At 63.3% G+C, this 26353-nt stretch carries 25 protein-coding genes and 1 pseudogene; 20 read left to right on the top strand and 6 right to left on the bottom strand.

All coding sequences use genetic code 11. The features are described 5' to 3' along the window. Positions 1 to 3: 3 nt before the first annotated feature. The 19 genes and pseudogenes from J8I82_RS12885 (at position 4) to J8I82_RS12795 (ending at position 18943) form a co-directional block, all read left to right on the top strand. Entirely contained in the window at positions 4 to 300 is a 297-nt protein-coding gene (locus tag J8I82_RS12885; RefSeq protein WP_209757973.1) for a hypothetical protein, read from the top strand. An 8-nt stretch (positions 301 to 308) separates the two neighbouring features. Further along, positions 309 to 1151 carry a DODA-type extradiol aromatic ring-opening family dioxygenase gene (locus J8I82_RS12880; RefSeq protein ID WP_209757971.1) on the top strand — a complete coding sequence of 281 codons (843 nt, stop codon included), beginning with the start codon at positions 309 to 311 and terminating at the stop codon, positions 1149 to 1151. Positions 1152 to 1167: 16 nt separating this feature from the next. Beyond that, positions 1168 to 1512 (top strand): non-heme iron oxygenase ferredoxin subunit, encoded by a 345-nt coding sequence (locus J8I82_RS12875; protein WP_209757969.1) that lies wholly within the window; start codon positions 1168 to 1170, stop codon positions 1510 to 1512. A gap of 11 nt (positions 1513 to 1523) precedes the next feature. Continuing rightward, positions 1524 to 2930: an aromatic ring-hydroxylating dioxygenase subunit alpha gene (locus J8I82_RS12870; RefSeq protein WP_209757967.1), complete on the top strand. Its 1407-nt coding sequence runs from the start codon at positions 1524 to 1526 to the stop codon at positions 2928 to 2930. After that, positions 2927 to 3487 carry a 3-phenylpropionate/cinnamic acid dioxygenase subunit beta gene (locus J8I82_RS12865; protein WP_209757965.1) on the top strand — a complete coding sequence of 187 codons (561 nt, stop codon included), beginning with the start codon at positions 2927 to 2929 and terminating at the stop codon, positions 3485 to 3487. The genes J8I82_RS12870 and J8I82_RS12865 overlap by 4 nt, the downstream gene beginning before the upstream one ends. 2 nt (positions 3488 to 3489) lie before the next feature. Then, positions 3490 to 4308: a 3-(cis-5,6-dihydroxycyclohexa-1,3-dien-1-yl)propanoate dehydrogenase gene (hcaB, locus tag J8I82_RS12860; RefSeq protein WP_209758324.1), complete on the top strand. Its 819-nt coding sequence runs from the start codon at positions 3490 to 3492 to the stop codon at positions 4306 to 4308. A 26-nt stretch (positions 4309 to 4334) separates the two neighbouring features. After that, positions 4335 to 5330: an NAD(P)H-dependent flavin oxidoreductase gene (locus tag J8I82_RS12855; protein WP_209757963.1), complete on the top strand. Its 996-nt coding sequence runs from the start codon at positions 4335 to 4337 to the stop codon at positions 5328 to 5330. A gap of 53 nt (positions 5331 to 5383) precedes the next feature. Then, the gene (locus J8I82_RS12850; protein WP_280906839.1) at positions 5384 to 6202 is read left to right on the top strand and encodes a 2-keto-4-pentenoate hydratase; all 819 of its coding nucleotides are present in this window, start codon (positions 5384 to 5386) and stop codon (positions 6200 to 6202) included. Between the two features lie 45 nt (positions 6203 to 6247). After that, positions 6248 to 7411 (top strand): ABC transporter substrate-binding protein, encoded by a 1164-nt coding sequence (locus J8I82_RS12845; RefSeq protein WP_209757961.1) that lies wholly within the window; start codon positions 6248 to 6250, stop codon positions 7409 to 7411. Then, positions 7408 to 9258 carry a feruloyl-CoA synthase gene (locus tag J8I82_RS12840; RefSeq protein WP_209757959.1) on the top strand — a complete coding sequence of 617 codons (1851 nt, stop codon included), beginning with the start codon at positions 7408 to 7410 and terminating at the stop codon, positions 9256 to 9258. The genes J8I82_RS12845 and J8I82_RS12840 overlap by 4 nt, the downstream gene beginning before the upstream one ends. Positions 9259 to 9285: 27 nt before the next feature. Next, positions 9286 to 10230: an acetaldehyde dehydrogenase (acetylating) gene (locus J8I82_RS12835; RefSeq protein WP_209757957.1), complete on the top strand. Its 945-nt coding sequence runs from the start codon at positions 9286 to 9288 to the stop codon at positions 10228 to 10230. An 18-nt stretch (positions 10231 to 10248) separates the two neighbouring features. Continuing rightward, on the top strand, positions 10249 to 11265 hold the full coding sequence (gene dmpG, locus J8I82_RS12830; RefSeq protein WP_209757955.1) for a 4-hydroxy-2-oxovalerate aldolase: 1017 nt from the start codon (positions 10249 to 10251) through the stop codon (positions 11263 to 11265). A gap of 4 nt (positions 11266 to 11269) precedes the next feature. Continuing rightward, complete coding sequence (locus J8I82_RS12825; protein WP_209757953.1) at positions 11270 to 12370, top strand: FAD-binding oxidoreductase; 1101 nt, start codon at positions 11270 to 11272, stop codon at positions 12368 to 12370. Between the two features lie 50 nt (positions 12371 to 12420). Beyond that, a pseudogene (locus J8I82_RS12820) lies at positions 12421 to 12615 on the top strand (ABC transporter substrate-binding protein); the annotation flags it as partial. 86 nt (positions 12616 to 12701) lie between these two features. Next, positions 12702 to 14588: an AMP-binding protein gene (locus tag J8I82_RS12815; protein ID WP_209757951.1), complete on the top strand. Its 1887-nt coding sequence runs from the start codon at positions 12702 to 12704 to the stop codon at positions 14586 to 14588. 145 nt (positions 14589 to 14733) lie between these two features. Continuing rightward, a complete protein-coding gene (locus J8I82_RS12810; RefSeq protein WP_209757949.1) occupies positions 14734 to 15783 on the top strand; it encodes a branched-chain amino acid ABC transporter permease in 1050 nt (349 codons plus the stop codon). Position 15784: 1 nt separating this feature from the next. Further along, positions 15785 to 17626 carry a branched-chain amino acid ABC transporter ATP-binding protein/permease gene (locus J8I82_RS12805; RefSeq protein WP_209757947.1) on the top strand — a complete coding sequence of 614 codons (1842 nt, stop codon included), beginning with the start codon at positions 15785 to 15787 and terminating at the stop codon, positions 17624 to 17626. Positions 17627 to 17636: 10 nt separating this feature from the next. Continuing rightward, positions 17637 to 18380, top strand: coding sequence for an ABC transporter ATP-binding protein (locus J8I82_RS12800; protein WP_209757945.1), 744 nt, complete (start codon positions 17637 to 17639; stop codon positions 18378 to 18380). A 248-nt stretch (positions 18381 to 18628) separates the two neighbouring features. Next, complete coding sequence (locus J8I82_RS12795) at positions 18629 to 18943, top strand: hypothetical protein (protein ID WP_209757943.1); 315 nt, start codon at positions 18629 to 18631, stop codon at positions 18941 to 18943. A 96-nt stretch (positions 18944 to 19039) separates the two neighbouring features. Here J8I82_RS12795 and J8I82_RS12790 read toward each other — a convergent pair whose 3' ends face one another. From J8I82_RS12790 to J8I82_RS12775, 4 genes are all read right to left on the bottom strand, one after another. Then, the gene (locus J8I82_RS12790; RefSeq protein ID WP_209757941.1) at positions 19040 to 19393 is read right to left on the bottom strand and encodes a hypothetical protein; all 354 of its coding nucleotides are present in this window, start codon (positions 19391 to 19393) and stop codon (positions 19040 to 19042) included. 544 nt (positions 19394 to 19937) lie between these two features. Further along, on the bottom strand, positions 19938 to 21323 hold the full coding sequence (locus J8I82_RS12785) for a tripartite tricarboxylate transporter permease (RefSeq protein WP_209757938.1): 1386 nt from the start codon (positions 21321 to 21323) through the stop codon (positions 19938 to 19940). A gap of 23 nt (positions 21324 to 21346) precedes the next feature. Beyond that, a complete protein-coding gene (locus J8I82_RS12780; protein ID WP_209757936.1) occupies positions 21347 to 21838 on the bottom strand; it encodes a hypothetical protein in 492 nt (163 codons plus the stop codon). Between the two features lie 84 nt (positions 21839 to 21922). Continuing rightward, on the bottom strand, positions 21923 to 23212 hold the full coding sequence (locus tag J8I82_RS12775; RefSeq protein ID WP_209757935.1) for a hydroxymethylglutaryl-CoA reductase, degradative: 1290 nt from the start codon (positions 23210 to 23212) through the stop codon (positions 21923 to 21925). Positions 23213 to 23344: 132 nt separating this feature from the next. Here J8I82_RS12775 and J8I82_RS12770 point away from each other — a divergent pair, with 132 nt between their 5' ends. Next, the gene (locus J8I82_RS12770) at positions 23345 to 24733 is read left to right on the top strand and encodes an aminotransferase-like domain-containing protein (protein WP_209758319.1); all 1389 of its coding nucleotides are present in this window, start codon (positions 23345 to 23347) and stop codon (positions 24731 to 24733) included. A 428-nt stretch (positions 24734 to 25161) separates the two neighbouring features. Here J8I82_RS12770 and J8I82_RS12765 read toward each other — a convergent pair whose 3' ends face one another. Next, positions 25162 to 26028 (bottom strand): MBL fold metallo-hydrolase, encoded by an 867-nt coding sequence (locus J8I82_RS12765; RefSeq protein WP_209758318.1) that lies wholly within the window; start codon positions 26026 to 26028, stop codon positions 25162 to 25164. Between the two features lie 160 nt (positions 26029 to 26188). After that, positions 26189 to 26353: NAD(P)(+) transhydrogenase (Re/Si-specific) subunit beta (locus J8I82_RS12760; protein WP_209758316.1), on the bottom strand; the 165-nt coding region annotated here is incomplete at its 5' end.

Here is a 26353-nt window from a genome sequence, read left to right as displayed (position 1 = left end):
GCCATGAGCCGTAACGTACTCGAACGGGTGCTGCACCAGCTCACCGTGGATCGTGCAGCAAAGCAGCGCTTTCGCGAGGATGCGGAGGGCTACCTCAAGCGGTTCGCGCTGACTGATGCCGAGCGCGCCATGCTGACGGGGTTTGATGTACTCGGCCTGCAGCAGGCCGGCGTGAACCCGATGCTGACGATGGGCTTCTGGCAGGAACTGTCGCCCGAGCGCGATATGCGCGCCTACATGAGGAAACTACGTCCCGTGGGCACGTCCGAGGCGCTGCATAGCGCTGCACTCAAGCAATAGGAGCCGGAATGGGAAAGATCGTAGGCGGCTTCCTGGTGCCGCATGATCCTGTGATGTTCGTCGCGCCCGAGGCGCCCGAGCCCGCCGTACGGGACCGTATGTGGGGCGCGTTTGCGACCTGCGCCGAGCGCCTCGCGGCGCTGGAGCCCACCAGCGTCATCATCATCGGCGCCGACCATTACATGTTGTTCGGCACCACGTGCCTGCCCAGCTATCTGATCGGCACGGGCGATGTAGATGGTCCGCTGGACGCCATGCCGGGCCTTAAACGAGGCTCGATTCAAAACAGTGAAGCGCTCGCCGCGCATATCGCGGCAGACGGCCATGCACGCGGTTTCGACTGGGCTGTAGCCCGGGCATTGACGGTGGATCACGCCATTGCGATTCCGAATCAGTTGATGGTCGATCCGCTGCGCGCAGCCGGGCACAGCGTCGGCACTGTGCCGGTCTATCTAGCTGCCGGGGTAGATCCCTACATCCGGATCTCGCGCGCCATCGAAGTGGGCAGGCAGATTCGCGAAGCGGTGGAATCGTTCGATGCTGCCGAGCGCGTCGTGGTCATTGGCAGCGGCGGCATCAGCCACTGGGTGGGAACGGCCGAGATGGGACGCGTCAACCCGGAATTCGATCACCAGATTCTGGAGTTCGCCAAGAACGGGGACTTGTCGGGTATGGCGAGTCTTTCGGACGCCTACATCCTCGAAGCCGGCGGCAACGGCGGCATGGAAATCCGCAACTGGGCCTGTGCGATGGGCGCGCTCGTAGGCGCGCGCGGCGAAGTCATCGCCTACGAAGCCGTGCCGGAATGGGTGACTGGGCTTGGATTCGTGCAACTGCACCGCCAGTCATAGCGTCAAGGAAGCAAACATGAGCAAGAAGGTATTTCTGATCAGGCGAGAAGCGCTGGAGCCCGGGCAGGTGCGCAAGGTCGAGACCGAGCGCTGCCCGCTGGCAGTCTACAACGTAGATGGCACGTTCTATGCCACGAGCGACATCTGCACCCATGCCACGGCTTCGCTCTCCGACGGCGAGATCGTCGACGGCGACCTGATCGCCTGTCCGCTGCATGACGGGCAGTTCCACATCCCGACGGGTCAGGCCATGGCCTTCCCGTGCACAGTGGATCTGCGCACGTACCGGGTCATCGAGGAGGGCGACGAGATCTTTGCGGACCTCGACGAGGAATCCGAAGCCGCGGCGTCGGCCATCTAAGGAAGAACGTCATGACTCACGACTGCATTGGCAACTGCGAGCGACTGCGCAAGGATCCTGTCAGCGAACCCATGGCGGGGCTCGACCGTCTGATCGACCTCGACACGGGCAAGCTGTCGCGCCGCGTCTATTGGGACCAGCGCATCTACGAACAGGAGCTGGAAAAGATCTTCGCACGTAGCTGGCTGTTTCTGGCCCACGAATCCCAGATTCCAAAAGCGGGCGACTATGTCACGACCTATATGGCCGAGGACAACGTCATCGTCGTACGGCAGAAGGACGGCTCGATCAAGGCGTTCCTGAATACCTGTCCGCACCGCGGCAACAAGCTCAACTTCACGGATGCCGGTAACGCCCGGACATTCGTATGCAACTACCATGGCTGGGCGTTCGGTATCGACGGCGCGCTGCGCGGCATGGCCGGCCAGGAGCTGTTTGACGAGAGCGGCATGAAGCGCGACGATCACGGCCTGCATCCGGTGGCCCGGGTTGCAACCTACAAGGGGCTGGTTTTCGGCAACATGGATCCCGATGCACCATCTCTCGCGTCGTACTTGGGCGACTTCCGCTACTACCTCGACGTGATGCTCGACATGGACGGCGAGGGCACCGAATTTGTCGGCGGCTGCGTCAAGTCGGTGATCCACTGCAACTGGAAGGTGCCGGTCGAGAACTTCATCGGCGACATCTACCATGCGCTGTGGACGCACGACTCGGCAGCCCGCGCGATGCTGGGCGGCCCGGTGGCCGAGGTCTACAAAGACCCCGAGTCTTACCACGTCAACTTCAACGGGCATGGCTGGGAGTTCAACCTCGACGTGGTCGGTAACGCGGCCACGCTCGGCGACAAGGCCATCCGCAAGTACTTGTACACGATCCAGCCGCAGGTGGCGGAGCGGCTCGGCGAGTTCCGCTCGAAAATGATCGGCTCGATCTCGTCAGTCAGCGTCTTTCCCAACCTGTCGTTCCTGCCTGGCCAGAACACGTTCCGCGTCTGGCACCCGCGCGGCCCGGGAAAGATTGAGCTGCATACCTGGACCATCGTCAACAAGAGCGCGCCGCAGGAAATCAAGGACCGCTGGCTCAAGGGCACGATGATGACGTTCTCGCCGTCTGGCGTGTTCGAGATGGACGACGGTGAGAACTTCGAGTTTTCCACGCGCACGAACGCTGGCTTCGTCACGCGGCAGCAGGAACTCTACATGGGGCTCGGACGCGGCTCGCAGCTTCAGGACAGTGGCTTGCCTGGCAACGTCTACCGCAACCAGGTGAATGAAGCCAATCACCGCGCGTTCTATCAGCGTTGGCTGGACCTGATGAAGTCCCAAAGCTGGGGCGAGGTGCCGCAGCGCGACGAGCCAAAGCTCGCCGATGAAGCGTTCGCATATCAGGCCGATGCGAAGAAGGAGGTGGCATGAGCGCCAATCCTGCTGCACTGGCCAGCGTACCGGCCCGCAAGTCCGTGGACCGCGAAACCGCGCACCGCATCGAACAGTTCCTGTTCCGCGAGGCGCGTCTGCTCGACACCGAAGCATGGGACGCCTGGCTGGGACTGATGGCTGACGACATCCACTACTGGATGCCGGCGATCGAGAACCGTCGCCGTGCCGACAAGCTTGGCGCCTATGCGCGAGGCCGTGGCGCTTATTTCGACGACACCCGCTTCGACCTCGAGCGTCGCGTGGCCCGCTTCAAGCAACCTTCAGCGTGGGCCGAGGATCCCCCGACGCGCCACGTCCACGTGATCAGCAACGTCGAGGCGATGGCGGCCGACGAATCCGGCGGCTACTTGGTGCATTCGGTCTTCGTCAACTATCGCAGTCGTGGCGAAGCCGACAACGATCTGCTGCTCGGTCGCCGCGAAGACCTGATCCGGTCCGTGGACGGCGAACCTGATGACTTCCGCATCGCGAGACGCAAGATCGTGATTACGCAGTCGCTGTTCATGTCGAAGAATCTCAACACTTTCCTGTGACCATGGGCTGGCTAGATAACGATGTGGCACTCGTCACCGGAGCCAACTCCGGCATCGGACTCGCGGTCGTACGACGCTTCCTTCAGGAAGGCGCGCGCGGCATCGGGGTACTGGTGCGAAGCGAGAAGGGTGCCGACCAGTTGCGCGGCGAATTTGGCGAGCGCGTGACCGTCACGGTGGGCGACGTACGTGATCCCGATGCCAACGACGCCGCCGTGGCAGCGACGCTCGCCGCGTACGGCAGGCTCGATACTTTGGTTGGCAACGCTGGCGTCTGGGACTATTTCGCGCCGCTGCGAAAATTCGCTGACGGCCACCACGTCGCGCAGACGTTCCGTGAAGTCTTTGACATTAACGTCCTCGGCTATCTGCTGGCTGCCTACGCCGCCGCACCGGCGCTGCGAGAGTGCCGTGGCAGCATGATCTTCACGCTGTCGAATGCGGCATTCTATGCCGGCGGCGGCGGCCCAGCCTATGTGGCGTCCAAGCATGCCGGTGTCGGATTGATCCGCCAGCTCGCGTACGAACTGGCCCCCGAGATCCGCGTCAACGGCGTGGCGCCTGGCGGGACCGCCACGCCGCTGAAAGGACCGGAGTCGCTTGGCAAGCAGGGCGCGAAGCTCTCCGAAATCCCTGGATTCGATGAGGCCGTGGCCAACGCCGTACCGCTTGGATTCATGGCACAGCCCGAGGACCATGCGGGCCACTATGTCCTGCTGGCCTCCCGCACAAACTCTCCTGCAACCACGGCCGCCATCCTGCAAAGCGATGGCGGTTGGGAAGTGCGCGGCCGGCCTGCGCGCAAGCCACGCCCCGAATGACAACGATGAACGCACCAATGTCTCCCATGCATTCAGCCCATACCGCGTTGCGCGCAACGTTCCAGACCGCGCGACTGCCGGTGATGGCTGCACCCATGTTCCTTGTCTCCGGGCCGGAACTGGTTTGCGCAAGCCTCAGCGCCGGCATCGTCGGCACTTATGCCGCGCCTAATGCACGCAACGTCGAGGCGCTCGACGCCGCCCTGTCGCAGATCGGCGCGCATGCGGCGGAATGTGCCGGCGTGCCCTGGGCGCTCAACATGATTGTCCATCGAAGCTATGACCGATTCGAAGCCGAGATGGCGCTCGTCGAGCGCTACCGACCGGGCATCGTCACGACAGCGCTGGGCAGCCCACGGCGAGTGCTGGATCGTGTGCATGCGTACGGCGGGCTGGTGATGGCCGACGTGATTTCTCCCGCACTGGCCCGCAAGGCCATCGAAGCCGGTGTGGACGGCCTGCTGCTCGTCACCAATGGGGCGGGCGGACACACCGGCCAGTACCACCCCTTTGCGTTCCTCGCCGAGGTGCGTGAGTTCTGGGATGGGCCGATCGGCCTGGCTGGCGCCATTTCCACTGGCTCGCAGATCCGCGCAGCGCAGTTGCTGGGCGCCGACTTCGCGGTGATCGGCACCAGACTGATCGCTACGCCCGAGAGCATGGTTTCCGACCAGTACCGGGATCTGCTGGTATCGAGCCGGATGGAGGACCTGACAATGTCGAGCGCCGTTTCCGGGGTCCCGGCGAACTGGCTGAAGCCGACACTCGAATCCGCAGGTTTCACCGCCGAGCAGCTCAAGGCCGAAGCCCGCATCGATTTCTCCGGTGACATCGTTGCCGCGCCGAAGGCGTGGAAAGACGTATGGTCCGCTGGGCACGGCGTAGGCGCTGTGCGCCGGGTGGCGCCGGTGCGGGAAGTGGTTGAAGAATTGGAGCGTGAATACTTGGCTTGCCTGCGCAAGGAGCAGGGCGACATCTCTGCACTGGCGCGCCGGCATGCCGACCGGAGCGTGACGGCGTGACGGCGTGACGGCCTGATCGGCCGGGTGAGAGCAGGACCTCGCGGCGACGCCCGATGCCGCGCGATGACAACATTAGAACAGAGGTAGACAGGATGACAGCCCCTCAACTGCAACAAGCCGCCGACGCCATCTTTCAGGCGCGCGCCACTCGCGAAGCGATCCCCCGCATCTCGGAGACCCACGGCGTCACGACGCTCGACGACGCCTACGCGGTCGCCCACCTCAACACGCGTCGCGCGCTCGACGGTGGACGCGTCATGAGCGGCAAGAAAATCGGCCTGACTTCACTGGCCGTGCAAAAGCAACTCGGCGTAGATCAGCCCGATTTCGGTGTGCTGTTCTCGGACATGGAGTTCGTCAGCGGCATGACGGTGCCGGTTTCACGGCTGATCCAGCCGAAGGCCGAAGGTGAAGTGGCTTTCGTCATGGGCAAGGACCTGGATGGCGACCTGACGTGGGGCCGATTCCTCGCCGCCATCGAATACACGCTGCCGGCCATCGAGATCGTCGACAGCGTGATCCAGGACTGGCGAATTACCCTCGTCGATACCGTGGCCGATAACGCCTCGTGCGGCCTGTACGTACTCGGCGCCGATCCGAAGCGCCTGTCCGACGTGACGCTGCCAGATTGCCGCATGCGTTTCCTGCGCAACGGCGAGGTGAGTTCCGAGGGCAATGGCGCCGCCTGCCTCGGGCATCCGCTCAATGCGGCATGGTGGCTGGCCAGGATGATGCAGGACGTGGGCGAGCCGCTGCGCGCCGGCGACGTGGTGCTGTCGGGCGCGATGGGGCCAATGTTCCCGATTCGCCCTGGAGAGCAGCTGCAATTGGAGGTGGAGGGGCTCGGCAAGGTGACTTGCCCGACCGACTGATCGATTCGTAGCGCCCGCCACGGAGAGCGGGACACCGGAGACAACATGACCAAGACAATGTACAAGGCGGCAGCCCTCGCGCTGGCCACCTCGGCAGCGTTCACCCTTTTGTCGGCCAATGCTCTCGCACAGGCCAATGAAATCAAGATCGGCGTTTCACTGTCCACCACGGGCCCCGGTGCCTCGCTCGGCATTCCCGAGAAGCAGGCGCTGGCGATGCTGCCCCAGACCCTGGGCGGCAAGCCGGTGAAGTACATCATGCTGGATGACGGCACCGATCCATCGAATGCGTCCAAGAATGCTCGCCGACTGATCGAGGAAGAGAAGGTCGACGCCATCATCGGGTCGTCCACCGTCCCCACGGCTATCGCCGTCGCAACGGTGGCTGCAGAGGGCAAGACCCCGGCGGTCGCGCTGAGCCCCTTCGTACCGAAGCCGGGCTGGCTGGCGTGGTCGTTCTCGCTGCCCCAGCCGGTTGGTGTCATGTCGGCCGCGCTGTTCGACGACATGGCGGCCCGCAAGGTGCAGTCGCTGGCTTTCATCGGCTACAACGACTCGTATGGCGAAGCGTGGCTCAAGGAAGTGCAGCCCCGCGCCGAAGCCTCCGGCATTAAGCTGGTGGCGACCGAGCGCTTCGCGCGGACGGACCAATCCGTGGCCGGGCAGACGGTCAAGGTCGTTTCTTCGCGCCCTGACGCGGTCATCGTGGTCGGTAGCGGTACGCCCGCAGCGCTGCCAATGACCGCGCTGCGCGACCGCGGGTACAAGGGGCCGATCTACCAGACCCACGGCGTTGCGAACAACGACTTCTTGCGCGTCGGCGGCAAGTCGGCGGACGGTGTGGTGCTGCCGGCGGGCGCATTGCTCGTGGCGGAACAGTTGCCCGAAGGCCATCCGAGCAAGGCGGTGGCGTCGGACTTCGTGAAGCGCTACGAAGCCAAGTATGGCGCCGGCTCGCGCGACCTGTTCGCCGGCTACGCCTACGACGCCTACCTGCTGCTCGGCAAGGCTGCAGCATCCGTGCCCACCTCTGTCCAGCCCGGCACGCCGGCGTTCCGCCAGGCGTTGCGCGATGCGATCGAAAATACCAAGGGGTTGCCGGCCACCCATGGCGTCATCAGCGTCAGCAAGACCGAACATTCGGTCTACGACGCATCGAGCCGTGTCCTCGTGAAGGTCCAGAACGGTAGCTGGAGGATCGAGAAATGAGCGCGGTGCTGACAACCATATCCGCGGAATCGCTGGTGGGCACGCGTCCGTTGCTGGCCACACCCCGCATCCTGCGGGAGGACCGCGCCGATGGCAGCTTCGTCCTGCGCTCGGACGAACCGCTGCAGCCGTTCGTCCGCTGCATCGGCGACTGGCTGCAATACTGGGCGCAGGAGGAGGGCCACCGCGTGTTCCTGGCCGAGCGGGCCGGTGACGGTTGGCGTCGCATGACCTACAGCGAGGTACATGCCGCCGTGCGTCGCGTGGCGCAGGCACTGCTGGACCTGCACATCGCGCCTGACGCGCCGGTCGTTGCCTTGTCCGAGAACAGCCTGAATCTGGCCATTCTTTCGCTGGCCGCGATGCACGTCGGACGACGGATAGCGGTGGTCTCTTCAGCGTACTCGGTGGTGGCGCGCGACCATGCCAAGCTGCATGCCATTCTGGATCGCCTCCATCCGGGCCTGATCTATGCCGAGGACGGGGATCGCTATCGGCCAGCCATTGCCGGGTGGCAGCCTACGTGTCCCGTTGTCTTTACCGCTGGAGCCGGGGCGGGCGAGGTGTCCTTCGACACGTTGCTGAGTATCACGCCGGGAACCGGGGTAGACCTCGCATTCGCCGCGATGACGGGCGACACGGTGGCGCGCATCTTGCTGACCTCCGGCTCCACGGGCGTGCCCAAGCTCGTGCCGAATACCCATCGCATGCTATGCGCCAACCAGCAGATGATTGCGCAGTGCTGGCCCTTCATCGACCGTGCGCATCCTGTAGTGCTGGACTGGCTGCCCTGGAGCCACACGTTTGGCGCCAACCACAACTTCAACCTGATCCTGCGCAACGGCGGGACGCTGTTCATCGATGCGGGGCGTCCGGCGCCAGGCGCCATCGAGGCCACCGTCCGCGCGCTCGAAGAAGTCAAGCCGACGCTCTTCTTCAACGTGCCGCGTGGATACGACGTGCTGCTGCCCTTTCTGGAGTCCGACGACGAGCTGGCTGGCGCGCTGTTCGAGCGCCTGGATATGCTGTTCTTTGCGGCGGCGGCCCTGCCCCAGCAGTGTGCGGAACGCCTGCGCGCGGTGGCGGCACGTGTCCGGCAACGGCCTTTGTTCTTCACGACGGAGTGGGGTTCGACCGAAACGTCGCCCGTGGTCACGAGCGCGCATTTCGAGACCAGCGAAACACGCAACATCGGCGTACCGGTGCCCGGTGTGGAGCTGAAGTTCTCGCCATGCCAGGAGAAGCTCGAACTCCGCGTGCGAGGCCCGTCGGTGTTCCCCGGCTACCTCGACGATGACGCGAAGACAAGCGAGGCATTCGACGAGGAAGGCTTTTACCGCATGGGCGACGCCGGGAAGCTGGCCGACCCGGCTGACCCGAACAGCGGCGTGATCTTCGACGGCCGCGTCTCGGAGGACTTCAAGCTGACGACGGGCACGTGGGTCTCGGTTGGCACGCTGCGGCTCGCTGCGGTCTCGTCGATGACGCCGTACGTCCAGGATGCCGTCGTGGCTGGCCATGACCGCAACGAGGTGGGACTGCTCCTCTTTCCATCGCCGGCGCTGCGTGCACTGGCCGATGACCTTGACAACAACTTCTGTGGCAAGGCGCTGGGCCAACACCCGGCGGTGCGCCAGGCTCTTGGCGAGATCTTGCGCAAGCTTGGCCAGGGCGCCGGAAGCTCGCAACGACCTGCCCGCGTGGCGATCCTGAGCGCGCCCCCGTCGATCGAACTCGGCGAGATCACGGACAAGGGCTACATCAACCAGCGCGCGGTATTGACCCTGCGCGCGGAGGATGTTGAGCGGCTCTTCTCGGATTGCACCTCCGTTATCCATCCGATCTGACATATCTGACTATCACTGGAAGCAGTCATGACGCAAAAACTCAAGGCAGCCATCATCGGCTCCGGCAACATCGGGACGGACCTGATGATCAAGATCCTCCGCCATGGACGCCATCTCGAGATGGGTGTCATGGTCGGCATCGATCCCACCTCGGACGGTCTGGCCCGCGCAGCGCGGCTCGGCGTGGCCACGTGTGCGACGGGCGCCGCCGGCCTCAGGGACATGCCCGCGTTCGCGGACATCGACATCGTCTTCGACGCCACGTCGGCCGGTGCGCACGTGGAGAACGACAAGCTGCTGCGCGCGGCAAAGCCCGGGATCCGCATGGTGGATCTCACGCCCGCTGCCATCGGTCCGTACTGCGTACCCGTTGTCAATCTCGAAAGCCATCTCGATGCACCGAACGTCAACATGGTGACGTGCGGCGGACAGGCGACCATTCCCATTGTGGCGGCCATTGCGGCGGTGACGAAGGTCCACTATGCGGAGATCGTCGCCTCGATCTCTAGTAAATCGGCTGGACCTGGTACCCGCGCGAATATCGACGAATTCACCGAAACCACTTCGCGGGCGCTGGAAGTCGTGGGCGGTGCACAGAAGGGCAAGGCGATCATTGTGTTGAATCCCGCGGAACCACCGCTGTTGATGCGCGATACGGTGTACACGCTGTCCGAGACGGCGGACCAGACCGAGCTCGAACGCGCCGTCCAAGCGATGGTCGAGGCAGTCAACAAGTATGTGCCCGGCTACCGCCTGAAGCAGAAGGTCCAGTTCGAAACTTACACGGCGGGCAATCCGCTGAACATCCCGGGCGTGGGTCGCGTGCCCGGACTCAAGACCACGGTTTTCCTGGAAGTGGAGGGCGCGGCCCACTACCTTCCCGCCTACGCCGGCAATCTCGACATCATGACCTCTGCCGCGCTCGCCACGGCCGAGAAGCTGGCCGAGCGCCAGATGGCCGCCGCCCACTGACCCCAGACGGATACAACGATGGACAAGAAACTCTATATCTCCGACGTGACGCTGCGCGACGGCTCCCACGCGATCCGCCATCAGTACAGCGTGGCCCAGGTGCGGGCCATCGCGACCGCGCTGGACGCCGCGCGTGTGGATTCGATCGAGGTGGCTCACGGCGACGGTCTGCAAGGATCGTCCTTTAACTACGGCTTCGGCGCACATACCGACCTGGAATGGATTGCCGCGGTGGCCGAATCGGTCAGCCACGCGAAAGTGGCCACGCTGCTGCTGCCGGGCATTGGCACGATCCACGACCTGCGTGCGGCCTATGACGCGGGCGCGCGCGTCGTTCGCGTGGCGACCCACTGCACCGAAGCCGACATCTCGCGCCAGCATATCGAGTACGCGCGCGAGCTGGGCATGGACACCGTGGGCTTCCTCATGATGAGCCACATGACCACGCCTCAGGTGCTGGCGGAGCAGGCCAAGCTCATGGAGCGCTATGGTGCGACGTGCATCTACGTGGTGGACTCGGGTGGGGCACTGACGATGGACGGCGTGCGCGAACGCTTCCGCGCGTTCAAGGACGTCCTCGACCCGGCAACCCAGACCGGCATGCACGCGCATCACAACCTGAGCCTCGGCGTGGCGAACTCCATGGTGGCGGTGGAGGAGGGCTGTGGCCGCATCGATGCTAGCCTGGCAGGCATGGGTGCAGGGGCTGGCAATGCGCCGCTGGAGGTCTTCATCGCCGCCGCGGAGCGCATGGGATGGCAGCACGGCACCGATCTCTACAAGCTGATGGATGCCGCGGACGACCTCGTGCGGCCGCTCCAGGACCGGCCGGTGCGGGTGGATCGCGAAACGCTCGCGCTGGGCTATGCCGGTGTCTACTCGAGCTTCCTGCGCCATTCCGAAGTTGCGGCCGCGCGACACGGCCTCAAGACCGTCGACATCCTTGTCGAGCTGGGCCGCCGCCGCATGGTGGGCGGTCAAGAGGACATGATCGTCGATGTGGCCCTCGATCTGAAGAAGCAGCAGGCCCTCTGAACCCATGCTCAACGATCACATCCTGGAGCGGCCAGACATGGCGAACGACATCGCGCCGGCAGCGGCCAGCACTACGGCTGCAGGCGAGGACGGCAGCCCGCATCGTGTGGTCTTCCTGCCGAAGGGCGCGGCGGTGTCCTGCGAGGCGGGCCAGTCGATACTGGACGCGGCGCTTCATGCAGGGTTCTTCCCGAAACATAGCTGCCGGCGGGGGGAGTGTCATGCCTGTGCCGCCAACATTGTCAGCGGATCGGTGAGTTATCCCTCCGGATTCGTGCCGGAGGGCCTGCCGCCGGGGCAATGCCTGACGTGCATGGCGCGGCCGGAAGATGACCTCGTCATCGAGGCGCCCGAGGTGGCTGCCGTGCCGGGTCGCAGGGTGGTGCAGGCAGGCGCCCGGGTCCTGACTGCCCAGCGAGTGAGCCATGATGTGACCATCGTGCGATTGCAGGTTCCGCCCGCGGCGGATTTCGCGTTCGAGGCCGGGCAGTATTGCGACGTAGTGCTGCGCGACGGCTCAAGACGAAGCTACTCGATGGCCAACGCCCCGGACGGAACGGGCGTCATCGAATGGCATGTGCGTGCGCTGCCCCGGGGACGCTTCTCTACCCACGTGTATTCCGCGCTCAAGCCGCGCGACATGCTCCGCGTCGAAGGCCCGTACGGCGCGTTCACGCTGTCGGATACCGGCAAACCTGTGGTGCTCCTGGCGTCCGGTACCGGCTATGCGCCCATCGCAGCGATCTTGAAGACGCATGCTGACGCGCTGCGGGCGCGCGGCGCCGTCCTGTACTGGGGCGGGCGCAGGCTGGAAGACCTCTATGCCTTCGAGGAGGCGCGGGCGTGGCAGCAAGAATCGGACAGGCTGCGCTTCGTTCCTGTGCTATCCGAGCCGGACGGCGAATGGACTGGACGGACCGGCTTCGTGCATGAGGCGGTCGCTGAAGATCTGCCGAACATGGCCGGCGTGGAGGTCTATGCCTGCGGCAATCCGTTGATGGTGGACGGCGCGCGCGCGTGTTTTGTGCAGGAACATGCGTTACCCGAGGATGCCTTCTTCAGCGATGCCTTCATCACGTCGCTCACCCCCCAAGGCGCAACGTAGCGATCGCCAATGCTCGACTGCCGCATATAACGATACAGAGGAGACAACACATGCCTACGCCCCATAAATACCTTCCCGTTCGCTGGGCTCTCGTGGCCGCCAGCCTGGCACTGTCGGCCGGAGGCGCCATTGCGCAGGTCAAGATCGGCGTCACGCTCTCGATGACCGGACCGGCGGCCTCGCTCGGCATTCCGGAGAAACAGACGGTTGCGCTCTTCCCCAAGGAAATCGCCGGCCAGAAGATCATAACGGGCTGGATCAGCGTGCACGCGTCATGGTGACGATCGAGGGCGGCCGCTGGAAGCTGGTCCGTTGAGAGGGAGAACGTGTGATGAACGAGACAAGCACCCTCACTGTCACCAGTGTAAAAGACCTGCGCAGGATCGAGTCGACTCCGCTCTGGGAGCGCATCGGCGCCCAGAACGTCCCAGCAGCCCTCGAGAACGTGGCGGCCCGGTATCCGGACCGCCCGGCGCTGACATTCCTTCCCGATGCGAAGCTCGACACAGCGCCCGATGTGCTGCGCTATGGCGACCTTATGCGCAAGATCCGGCAAGCCGCCAATCTGTTCCGCGCGCTGGGCGCGGACGAACACAACGCCGTTGCATTCCTGCTGCCGCCGATTCCGGCGGCGTACATCACGCTCTGGGCCGCCGAAACTGCCAGCCGGGCGTGTCCGATCAACTATCTGCTCGATACGGAGCATATCGCCCACCTGCTCGAAGCTGCTGGCGCGACGATCCTGGTAGCGCTTGCGCCCTGCGACGCGCTGGATATCTGGTCGAAGGTCGCCACACTGCAGGAGCGTGTGCCGGGGCTACAGCACGTCATTCCGGTATCTTGCGACGGTTCGGTCGATCCAGGCGGCTTCGATGCGTTGGTCGCCCAGCAGCCCGATGCGGCGCTCGCCTTCCATCGAGACATCGGTCCTGACGATGTCGCCGCGCTGTTCCACACGGGCGGCACCACGGGTACGCCGAAGCTGGCACAGCACACCCACGGCAACCAGTTGCACGCGAGCTGGGGCGCGTCGGTGATGTACCGGACGACGTGCGAGGACGCCATGATCAATGGCTTTCCACTCTTCCATGTGGCGGGCTCATTCGTGTTCGGCCTGTCCACGCTGCTGGCCGGTGGCAACGTCATCCTGCCGTCGCTGCTCGGCATGCGCGACAAGGCGTTCGTCTCGCGCTACTGGCAGTTTGCTGCGCGCGAGCGCGCGACGCTGCTGGCCGGCGTCCCCACGGTAGTGTCAACGCTGCTCGATGTCGATCCCGCCGGCGCAGATATCAGCCGCGTGCGGTGCATGCTGACGGGCGGATCGCCTTTGCCCACCGAACTGGCCGCCAGCTTCGAGCGGCGTCTCGGCATTCCCGTGCGCAACATCCTCGGCATGACCGAATGCGCGGGCGTGGTGAGCATCGTGCCGGTCGACATGCCACGCAAACCCGGCTCGCGTGGCCTGCCCGTGCCTTATTCCGAGGTGCGAGTGTTGCGCATGGGCGGAAGCCTCTCGTCGGGCGATTTCTGCGCGCCGGGAGAGTCGGGCATCGTCGTGCTTCGCGGACCTAACGTTTCACCGGGCTATACCCATTCCGCGCGCAATCCAGGTACTTTCGAGGACGGTTGGCTGATCAGCGGCGACATCGGACATATCGCCGATGACGGTCAGGTACACCTTACGGGCCGTGCCAAGGATGTCATCATCCGCAGCAGCCACAACATCGATCCTTCGATGATCGAGGAGGCGCTGATGCGCCATCCTTCGGTGGAGTCGGCGGCGGCGGTAGGCGAGCCCGACGAGTATGCCGGCGAGCTGCCTGTGGCCTTCGTCACGCTACGTGCCGACGCCCGGTTAAGCGCGGAGGAGCTGCTCGAATTCGCCGTGCCGTACATCGGCGAACGGCCTGCGGTGCCCAAGCGCATCAGCATCATCGAGCACATCCCTGTCACGCCGGTAGGCAAGATCTACAAGCCCGCGCTAAGGCTGATGGCGATGGAACGCGCGATCGGCGAGCGTGTCGCGCAATGTGCGGTGCTCGGTCACGACGTGGTCGTGAGCGGCGTAGACCACGGCGCCCGGTTGTCAATGCAGTTCGTGATCGGGGAGGGCGCCCAGAACGGCGATCAGCTTGAACGCGAGCTAGAACGGATCATGGCGCCATTTCCGATTGCGTACAGCGTGATTCGCGAGAGCGGCTACCACCCGCCGCTCTGAAGCCAGCATCCAGCAGTAGAAGTCGAGGTCGTTGGCAGTCATGAGGTTGGACAGTCAGCACGCAGAAGAGCTTCATTGTAGTGACAAGCGCCAATCAATTGGCGGGTAGTGCGGTGGAAACAGCTATCAGGTAACAGGAGACAAGATGGACATCACAACGGCCGCCCTGCTTGCGCAGGACGGCATCACTTCAGGCGCTGTTTATGGCCTACTTGCGCTGGCGCTCGTGCTGGTCTTTTCAGTGACACGCGTCATCTTCTTGCCCCAAGGCGAGTTCGTGGCTTATGGAGCGTTGACTCTGGCCGCCATGCAGGCCGGACATGCGCCGCAGACGAGCTGGCTGCTGTTGGGGCTTGGCGTGCTGACTTTCGCATTCGACACGTGGCTGGTACTGCGCAGCGGTGAGGGACACCCGGCCGCTGCGCGGCGGATCGGCGTGCTGGCGCTCAAGTACCTGCTGTTCCCGGTGGCGGTGCATCTCTGCGTGCAGAGCTTTGCGAGTGCGCAGACCCCCATGCTGCTGCAGGTTGCACTGACCATGCTCGTGGTAGTGCCGATGGGCCCGATGCTGTACCGCGTGGCATATCAACCCCTGGCGGAAAGCAGCGTTCTCGTGCTGCTCATCGTCTCCGTCGGCGTCCATTTCGCACTGGGGGGGCTCGGCCTCGTCATGTTTGGCGCCGAAGGTTCGCGCACGACAGCGTTCTCCGAGGCGTTCTTCGAACTCGGAGGGCTGAACGTGTCTGGACAGAGCCTGTGGGTGGTCGGCGTCGCGGTGGCACTGATCGTCGGGCTCTTCGGCTACTTCGAGCGAACCATTTCCGGAAAGGCATTGCGGGCTACGGCCGTCAACCGGCTCGGCGCGCGGCTCGTGGGGATCGGCACAGTGCAGGCCGGCCGGCTGTCCTTCACGCTTGCCGCGGCAATTGGCGCGCTGTGCGGCGTGCTGATTGCGCCGCTGACCACGGTCTACTACGAATCCGGGTTCCTGATCGGCCTGAAGGGCTTCGTGGGAGCCATCGTGGGCGGCCTAGTCAGCTATCCGCTGGCCGCGGCGGGGGCATTGCTGGTCGGATTGCTCGAGTCGTACTCGTCGTTCTGGGCGAGCGCCTACAAGGAAGTCATCGTGTTTACGCTGATCATCCCGGTGCTGTTGTGGCGCTCGATGGTCAGCAAGCCGGCCGAGGAGGAGTGAGATGGATATCGTGACGAACAAGCGCCGTCCCCTGCAAACGGAGGTGGGTGCCGGCTGGAACGGCGCCACCGTGCGGCGCGCGGCCCTCGGCTTATTCCTTGTCGTGCTCGTGGCGCTGCCCGTGCTGCCAACTCCTGAATTCTGGATCACGCTGGGCAACTACATCGGCCTCTACAGCATCGTGGCAGTCGGGCTGGTGCTGCTGACCGGCGTAAGTGGCATGACGTCGTTTGGCCAGGCCGCCTTCGTGGGGCTTGGTGCCTACAGTACCGCATACCTGACGACGCACTATGGTCTTTCGCCATGGCTAGGGCTGGCCGCCGGCCTGACAATCACGGTGGTCTCAGCCTATCTGATCGGGCTGGTGACCATGCGGATGTCGGGACACTACCTGCCGCTCGCCACCATTGCATGGGGCCTCTCGCTGTACTACCTGTTCGGCAATCTGGAGTTTCTCGGCAAGTACGACGGCCTCAACGGCGTTCCGGTGCTGCAACTTGCCGGCGTCGACCTGCAGTCGGGCCGCGCGATGTTCTACCTGATCTGGGCTGTCGTGCTGCTTTCGATCCTGGCCGTGCACAACCTGCTGAACTCGCGCCCCGGCCGCGCCATCCGCTCGTTGAAGGGCGGTGTGGTGATGGCAGAGGCCATGGGCGTGAACACGGGATGGATGAAGGTGGTGGCATTCGTGATGGCGGCGGTGCTGGCCTGCATCTCAGGCTTCCTCTATGCGCATTTGCAACGCGCGGTGAATCCCACGCCGTTCGGCATCAACTATGGCATCGAGTACCTGTTCATGGCGGTCATTGGGGGGGTGGGGCACCTGTGGGGTGCGGTGCTGGGCGCCGGCATCCTGACCATCCTCAAGGATGCGCTGCAAGGCATTTTGCCGAAGCTGCTTGGCTCGAACGGAAATTTCGAGATCATCGTGTTCGGCGTGCTGCTGGTCGTCCTGTTGCAGTACGCGCGTGATGGCTTGTGGCCGTATTTGAAGCGTCTCGTGCCAGCGGCGCCATCCCGTGGTGTGCCCGAACAGGCTACGCCGCTGTCTGTGCGCAGCAAGCCAGAAGCGGGCGAACTGGTGCTCGATGTGCGTGCCGCGCGCAAGCAGTTCGGCGGACTGGTCGCTGTCAACGACGTCAGCTTCCAGGTACGCGCCGGCGAGATTGTCGGCCTGATCGGTCCCAATGGCGCCGGCAAATCTACCACGTTCAACCTCGTGACGGGCGTGCTGCCAGTCACGAGTGGCGAGGTGCGGTATCGCGGCGAGGTGATTTCCAACAAACCGTCGCGCGAGATCGTCAAGCGGGGCATCGGTCGCACGTTCCAGCACGTGCATCTGTTGCCCACCATGACAGTGCTAGAGAACGTCGCCATCGGCGCCCACCTGCGCGGCGATTTCGCGGCCCAGGGCGGCATCGCGGCTGCCGTTCTCCGGCTCAACCGCACCGAGGAAGGCAAGTTGCTGGCGGAAGCGGCCCGGCAGCTGCAGCGCGTCGGTCTGGGCGACTACCTGTATCACGAGGCCGGCAGCCTGGCGCTCGGGCAGCAGCGCATTTTGGAGATTGCGCGCGCTCTCTGCTGTGATCCGGCACTGCTTCTGCTCGACGAACCCGCTGCGGGCCTGCGCTACAAGGAAAAGCAGGCCCTGGCCGAGCTTCTGGGCAAGCTGAAGGGCGAGGGCATGAGTGTACTGCTGGTCGAGCATGACATGGATTTCGTGATGAACCTGACCGATCGACTGGTGGTGATGGAGTTCGGTACGCGCATCGCGGAAGGAGCGCCTGTGGATGTGCAGAAGGATCCGGCAGTACTGCGGGCCTATCTGGGCGATATCGACTGAGAGAGACAAGATGAGCGCAATTCTGGAAATCGACCGCCTGCGTGTCTGCTACGGCAAGGTCGAGGCAGTGCATGGGGTGAGCCTGAAGGTGCAGGCCGGGCAGATCGTGACGGTGATCGGGCCGAATGGGGCAGGCAAATCGTCAACGCTGGCCGCGATCATGGGCGCAATGCCGCCGAGCGGATCAGTTCTTGGCACGATCCGGTATCTCGGCCACGCGTTGGACAGCCTGCCCGTCGAGGCGCGAGTCGCCCGCGGCATGTGCCTCGTACCCGAGAAGCGCGAGCTATTCGCGTCGATGAGCGTGGAGGACAACCTTCTGCTAGGCGCGTTTCGCAGGAAGAGAGCGGGCGACAAGAACTATCTGGATCAACTCGATGTCGTCTACGAACTGTTTCCCCGCCTGAAGGAGCGCGCGAAGCAAGCGGCCGGGACGATGTCGGGCGGTGAACGCCAGATGCTGGCCGTCGGCCGCGCGCTGATGGCCAAGCCGCAACTGCTCATGCTCGATGAGCCCAGCCTTGGGCTGGCGCCGCTGATCGTCAAGGAAATCTTCCACATCATCAGCAACCTGCGCCGCACCGGTGTCGCGACGCTGCTGGTAGAGCAGAACGCCCGTGCTGCCTTGCAAGTGGCGGACTACGGGTATGTCATCGAGACGGGCGATCTTGTGATGGAAGGCGCTGCCGCAGATCTGGCGGCCGATCCGCGCGTCATTGAAACCTACCTGGGACTCGCAAAAAAGGCTGCCTAGCCGCATACGGCATGGAGAGGCGGGAGAAGTAAGCCAAAAGGCTTTGCGGCGTGGTCGACACCGGTATCGAGTATCTCAACGATCAAGCCTGACCTTCATTTCCGTCTCCTCTCCTCCTAGACAGACGTTGCTTGGGCGCGATAGGGCGATAAGATTGCGGCCGCAACGACGGTTCTCGACTGCGGATTCAACCCAGCTCTGCCACTGGGGCCGTTTTTTCAGTGGCAGCTTTGCAGCCGACAGCGGACATGGGTTTCAAGGAGGACGTTTCCACTCGCCTGGCAATGAGCGCCACGGTGGAAAATCAGCGGCAGGTTCTCTGGAACAATCTCCTCACGGATGCCAAATCGATGGCTGGCGGTCTGCCCGCGCGAGCCGGAGATAAACTACGAGAGTTAACGTCCCGCAGCAAGCATCAGTTCGGCATATTCGCCCAGTTTGTCGCGGGTCAGGCGGCTGATCGGGCCAGAGATGCAAAGCGTGCATTACGCCGGAACAGCGCGATGCGCTCGAGCAGCTGGCGCTGGTTGCCGACATACTGGCCGATGGGGCGGGACGCCTGAAGCGAACATAGCCCGTCGCTGTGCGTGACGGTCTACTGGTTTCGTGGATCGGCCTTCCCAGGCGACCCGGGAAGGCCACATAGCGTTAGCGCGCCACTACTGCTTGCTGTTGGCGCCGTCGGTGAACGGATCCGCCTTGCCTGCTTTCGCGCCATCAGTGAACGGATCCGCCTTGCCTGCTTTCGCGCCGTCGGTATAGGGATCTGCCTTGCCAGCCCTTGCGCCGTCCGTATATGGGTCTGGCTTCGCGGTCGGCGCCAGGTCGGTACGGGTCGAGGACTTGGCACCTTCCGTATAGGGATCGAATTTCCCGGTTTTCGCACCGTCCGTATATGGATCCGGTTTTCCCTTGGCCCCCTGCGTGTATGGATCCACTGCCTTTTGCGCGTAGCAGGGCAGCGTGAGTAATGCGCCGAAAGCCGCAATTACCGAAAAAACAATCGGCCTCATTTCTTTCTCCTGAAAATATTGAATTCACTCAAGCGTAGAACCCGACGGCGCTGGCGAACAGCCATGAACTGGCATTGCCAAGTCGCGCCCACGATGGCTGCCTCCCCATAGTAGGTCGTTTTGTGAAAGATATTGCGCGCCCGACCGTGCCTCATAGTGCCAGCCAGGAAACCGATTTCGTTGTCCCTCCCACCCAGTGAGTTCAGGCTGCAATGGATAGCGCCGCCGCGAACTCGTTCAGCGCTACCTTGCTGGGCCGCCGCGCAAACATGCCGAGATTGCGCTGCTGCTCGGCTTTGGCGGATCCAGTTCCTTTTCTCGCTGGTTTCGCACACAGTTTGGTCGGGCGGCTTCGGATTTCGAGGGGGTTGCAGATGAAGGGGGCATGCCGGCATATGGCCGGAAATGAAACATTCGCTTGATGTCGGTTCCGAGAATACCTTTGCATGGCTTGCGGTGGCAGGTGTAGTGGATCCTTTTATGGCCATCTGAGACATTTCGACTTCACTGTCACTGAATTTCGTCCGACTTCGTAACGGCAGTGTCAGATCAGCTTGAGCAGGGCCGGTACTGTCAGCACCGCGGTGTAGTAGCCCATGAATTGCACCCCGGTATTGAACCCGATGAGGCGGGACAGCAGTCCGCCCAGAAGGCCCATCGTCAGGATCACCAAGAGACCGACTGGCCCGCCTTCCCAGGCGCTGATAACCAGGATGAGTCCCACAAACGTGCCGATAATGGCCTCGTGCGAGATCTTGCGCGACACGAACAGCGCGGAACGGCGTGCGTAGTTCATCGCGAATGGGTAGGCCACGAGCGACGCCAGCAGCACGGCAAGCAGCCCGTATCCCAGGAATTCCCAGTGGCTAAGGAGGTTATGCAGGTTATGCGTTTGGCCCGAGCCGGCGTCGACAGTGAAGACCGGCGGCGCGTTGAAAAGCGGTGCGGCCGGCCCTGCGGCGACCGGACTCAAGGGCAGGCCGAAAGCGATCAGCGGAATCAGCGCTTCGGCAATGTACGTGGCTTCGGTGACGCCGTTTCGGACGCTCAGCACGGTGGTCAGCCGGTGATACGCGTGGCGGATGCGTGCCCCCACCAGTTCGCCCAGCACCACCGTCATGGCGACCGGGCTGAACACGAAGGTCGCGCTCGACACGGCGGCGGCGCCGATCGTCCATTTCACCTGGCTCTTGTCGAGCACGCGCGCAGGATTGGGAAAGTAGCCGGACCAGCCCTTGACGTCTGGCGCCAGCGCGAAGGTGCGCACCGTGTCGCGGCGCATGCGGGCGCGCTCCTTCGGCGAAAGCAGCGAGAACAGGTCGGCGATCAGTGGTCCAATCGCGATCCCGAGGAAGTAGCTAATGCTCAGCTTGGTGCCAAACTTGGTGGTCAGCGCCTGCAACGCGACGATGACGACGACGAACGGAACCAGAGTCGCAACCGATGCCCATTTCCCTGACGAGCAGTACGCAATGATCACCGCCGCGACCACGAAAATCCACGGCGCCGCCTTCGTGATGGTGGGGCCGAATGGCGCGAGCAGCACGGCGAACAGGACCGCCAGCGGCACCGCGACGAACGCGGCGATGATGGCGCCTGAAATCATCTTGCGCAGCGCGATGTGTGGCACGCCGAGGTTGCGCAGATGATTGGCGTCTTGCAACAAGGGCGTGGCCATCGTGTCCCCCGGAATGCCAAGCAGGGCAGTCGGAATGGCGTGCGTCATATGCTTGGCGACGGCACCCGCCATGAAAAAGGTGAACACGCCTTCAGGGGGTACGCCGAGCAGGACGACAAGCAGCGTCAGCGGTGCCAGCGTGGTGGTCTCGTCAGTCCCGGAAATCAGGCCGATGGCGGCGAACACGACGGCGCCAGCGAGGCCCATGCCTGCCGCGACCAGAATGTGCGACAGCAATGCGGATTCGATCATGTTGTGTCTCCGATGAATAAGGGTCAGGCGCTTCGATCCGCCAGCGTGGCAGTTCGCTGCACTGAGCGACTGCTTGCGCGATCGGCCGCTTGTGGACCAGGCTCTCTGGAGGCAAACAACTCGAACAGTTGGAGTTCCTTCAATTCCTGGGCGGCGGCTGAGGGAAGATCGGAGGTGGAGCCCAGGCCGCCTGGCTCCATGGCAAGACTGGCGAGGACTTCTCCCCGCCAGCTCGGATCCGCCGGCTCGCCCTCGATGACTTCGCGCTTGGGAGGAAACAGGACTGCGCAAAGCGCGCCAGCCACCAGGCAGCCGACGAGGCCCGCGAGCATTGCATAGGCTCGCGCCAGGTCGGGGGACTTGACAAGGTCGGCAAGGATGCGCGCCGCGACCAGAAATCCTCCAAGGCTGACGGCGCCGCCGATCACGATCGAGCAGGCCAGATGCCGGATATCCGCAGTGTCGCCCCAGACTTCGATCAAGCGGCGCGGCGCAGATGCTTCGTTGATATTCATCGGTTGTCTCCTGTCGATGAGGTCCGCCCCGACGGTGGGGTCGGTCTGGCGCTTCATCGGTCTTTTGTTGTACAGCGGAGGTGATCAGCGCGCGGCACGCAGTTCCGCCAGGAGTTCCAACGCACGGTCCGTCCGTACGTCCGTCTCACTGGCCAGCCGCTTTGCGATAGCATCGATCTCGTCGCCCACCGCGCCAGCGACCAGCGCGATGTTGCGGGCGTGCAGCGCCATGTGGCCGCGCTGGATGCCTTCTGTTGCCAGTGCACGCAGAGCGCCAAGGTTCTGCGCGAGGCCGACGGCCACCGCGACCTCACCCAGATCCTGAGCTGACTTCACGTCCAGAATCTTCAGTGCCACGCGCGCCAGTGGGTGCGTTTTGGTGGCGCCGCCAACCAGTCCGACCGGCATCGGCATCTCGATCGTGCCGACCAGTGCGCCGCTGGCATCTTTCTCCCAGTGCGTAAGAGAGGTGTACCGGCCGCCACGGCAGGCATAGGCGTGGGCACCCGACTCCACCGCTCGCCAGTCGTTGCCGGTGGCGACCACCAGCGGGTCTATCCCGTTCATGATGCCCTTGTTGTGAGTGGCGGCTCGGTACGGGTCGATGGCGGCGAAGGTGTATGCGTCGATCACGCCGTCAATGATCTCGGCGCCGCTGCGTTCTTTCGTGGCGAGAGCGGCCTCGGTCAGCCGCACGCGCGCCCGGGCCAGCCTCAGGTCGGCCAGGTTGGAAAGAATGCGCAAGCGCACCGAGCCGCCGGTCAGCTTTTCAACGAGAGGCGAGACGGCTTCAGCCATCGTGTTGACGGTATTCGCGCCCATCGCGTCACGCACATCGACGATCAGGTGCATCACGATCATCGGGCCGCGTGGGGTATCGGGAAAAACGTGGACCTCGATGTCACGGCAGCCGCCGCCAAGGCTGATCAGCACCTTGTCGCGGCTATTCGCCACGGCCAGGATTTCATCGCGCTGCTTCAGGATGGCAAGACGTGCGCCGTAGGGATCGCCAATACCTAGCACCTGCACCTGCGCACGCATCAGTGGGCCCGTGCTCGACGTCTCGAAGCCGCCACAGTCGCGCGCGAGCTTCGCCATGTACGACGCCGCCGCCACGACTGAAGGTTCTTCCACCACCATGGGAACCAGGACGTCGCGGCCATTCACCTGAAAGTATCCCGCCACGCCGAACGGTAGTTCAAAAGTGCCGACTACGTTTTCGATCATGCCGTTTGCCCGATCTACCCCAAGATCTCCGGGCTGCGATACGAGCTGGACTTCGGCGGAAGTGAGGGCTGCGGCGGATGCAATATGGTCAAGGCGCTGTGTGGGTGTGAGGGCGCGAAAGTTGGGCAGGACGGAACTGGCAGCCATATCTGTCTCCTTGCAATGAGTAGATCAACATGGCAGACAGATTAGGCCTACTGTACCAGTAGATAAAGGTACAATTTTCCGGGACAGTTGGTATTCTTGAAGCTGAACCCAGAGGCTGGTCTTGCCTTCAATATGTCTCATAAATCACCCTCGATAGCGGTTACTCTCGCAGATTCCCTTGCCAGGCAAATCGCTGAAGGCGCTTACCGCGTCGGCGAGAGACTGCCATCACTGCGCGACGTCGCCGCAATGCATGGCTACAGCAAGAACACGGTCGTCGCCGCTTTCGAGTTGTTGGTCGAGCGTGGGCTGCTAGAACCGCGGCGGGGTGCTGGCTATTTCGTTCGGTCTGGTACGGCCAAGGCCACCACGGAAGACGATGCCGGCACTCTCGGCCGGGCCATGGACATTGTCTGGCTGATGCGCGAGCAGTTGAAAAGCCGCCCCGATGTGCTGGCAGTGGGCGATGGATTTCCGCCCGTGGAATGGCTAGCGGAAGCCCGCCTGGACAAATATCACCACAAGGTCGTGCGCACCGGCCTGGGCGCATTGTTCCGCTATGGGCATCGCTTCGGGTATGAGCCGTTGCGCGTCCATCTCGTCCGCAAACTGGCGGCCATCGGCATTGGTGCCGAGCCGCACCAGATCGTGCTGACCCACGGCGCGAATGATGCCCTTGACCTGGTAATCCGCTATTTCGTGCCCGCCGGGGCCGCAGTTCTTGTCGACGATCCAGGGTATTACCCGCTATTTGGCAAGCTGAAGTTGGCGGGAGCCAAAATCATCGGCGTGCCGCGGCTGCCCGATGGTCCGGACATCGAAGCGCTGGAGCGGCTCCTGACGCAGGAGCGTCCCAGGCTCTTTTTTACGCAATCCGTTGCCCACAATCCCACCGGATCGGACCTGTCGGCGGCCAAGGCATATCGGATCCTCCAGCTCGCTCAGCGCTTCAATCTTCTGTTGGTGGAGAACGACGCGCTGGCCGACTTCAAGCCAGCGTCGCTTTCAAGGCTTTCCGCGCTGGACCAGCTCGAGCGGACCATCTATGTGGGAAGTTTCTCCAAATCCTTTTCCGCCGCCCTGCGCGTGGGCTACATCGCGTGCGGAGACGGCTTGGCCAGCGACCTGGCCGACCTGAAGGCCCTGATCCATGTCAGCAGTTCGGAATACTGCGAGCGGACCGTCGATGTCATCCTCAGCGAAGGGCATTACCAGCGCTATATCACTCGCCTGCGCTCGCGTCTGGCCCTTGCTACGGAGAAGGCGGTGGCATTGTTCGACCGGCTGGATGCCCGCGTCTTTGCCAGGACCGACGAGAGCCTTTATCTATGGGGAGCGCTCCCTGGCGTAGAGGATTCACTGCCAATGGCTGAGCAGATGCTGGCAAGAAAAGTCATGATGGCGCCGGGACGAGTGTTCCGCGTCGACTCGGAAGCGATCTCACCTTGGTCACGCTTTAACGTGGGAGCGGTCATGGATCCGCGATTCGAGGCTGCTGTAAGGGGCTCCATGAGCCGCTAATCACCTTCGGGCACAGGCAGCAAGCCACAGGTACGAACTAAAGCCCGCGCGGGCTTACCGGCCACCTAGACTTAACTGGCCAGGCCTATCCCAACCCGGTATTCCGGCCGGGCTCTGCCGTTGCACTCCATGCCTTCCGTCGGAAGGCATGGGTGGGGAAAGAAGCGTGAGCGGGCCGTTGATACGTTGACACAGGTGCTGGAAATGGACGTTGGAGCGGCGGATGATGATTCAGAGTGAGATTGACTGCCTTGCGAGATGCGTAGGGCATCGTTGTCCGACTGGAGGCGTATCGCAGATTAGCAAGGCCGCAGCTTTCGCCGATACCTGACGTCGGTAGGCGAAGAAGTCCCTTTAAATCGATGGCTTCATCGCCTTTGTTCGCCTTTGTTCGCCGTTGTTATCGCGCTCGTGAACAGTTCGTCGCATCAGAGTGCGTTGACGGGGATTTTAAGATATCGCTTACCGTTCGTCTCAGGAGAGGGTAGCTCTCCCGCCCGCATGTTGACCTGCACGGACGGCAGGATCAGGGCGGGCATCGGGAGCGTGGCGTCACGCTCCTGGCGCATGACGACGAACTCCTCCTCGCCGATGCCGTCGCGCACATGGATGTTGTTCGCGCGTTGGTCAGCTACCGTGGTCACGTAGCTGAGCTCCCTGCCGCCAGGCTGATAGTCGTGGCACAAGTAGAGGCGCGTCTCCGTTGGCAGGCTCAGCACCTTGTCGATGGAGCGGTAGAGGGTACGCGCATCGCCACCCGGGAAGTCGCAGCGGGCGGTGCCGTAGTCTGGCATGAATAGCGTGTCGCCGACAAAGCCAGCCATCTCCTGGCCGTCGCTGATCACATAGGTCATGCATGCCGGCGTGTGGCCTGGCGTATGCATCGCACGCACCAGCAGGCCGCCGAGCGTGAAGGTGTCTCCGTCATGCCACAGGCGATCGAACTGACACCCGTCTGGCGCGAAATCCCGTCCTGCATTGAATAGCTCGCCGAAGACCTTCTGTACCGTTGTGATATGGCTCCCAATGGCGGTCTGCCCGCCCAGTCGTCGCTTGAGATACGGCGCGGCCGAAAGATGGTCGGCATGGACATGGGTTTCCAGAATCCATTGAACGGTCGCCCCCAGTTCCAGCACGCGCGATATCAGCTGATCGGCGCTGGTCGTGCAAATCCGACCGGAGTTCGGATCATAGTCAAGCACGCTGTCGATCAGCGCGCATCGCCGGCTTTGTCGGTCAAGAACGAGATAGCTAAAGGTACAGGTACTAGGATGAAAAAAGGCGTTGACTTCCATGGAGGAGGAAATTGAGGCTGGAATCATCGTGATGTTGTGGCGTTTCAATTGAGCCCACTCAACGTGCGCTCGGCTTGGAAAGCTTTCCTGTGCCGGCCTTGATGCAGCAGGCCGGTTTCAGCGGTGTACTAACTTTCCAGGAAGAGAGCGATCCGGTACTTTACTGAACCGCCTTGAACATGTCCTCGACCACCTTCTTGGCGTCGCCGAACACCATCATGGTCTTGTCCATGTAGAACAGCTCGTTATCGAGACCCGCGTAGCCGGCTGCCATCGAGCGCTTGTTGACGATGATGGTCTTGGCCTTGTACGCCTCCAGGATCGG

Source organism: Cupriavidus consociatus (assembly GCF_017814975.1).
Taxonomy (GTDB): domain Bacteria; phylum Pseudomonadota; class Gammaproteobacteria; order Burkholderiales; family Burkholderiaceae; genus Cupriavidus; species Cupriavidus consociatus.
The sequence above is the reverse complement of the archived record's forward strand: the minus strand, read 5'-3'. Positions and strand labels throughout refer to the sequence as shown.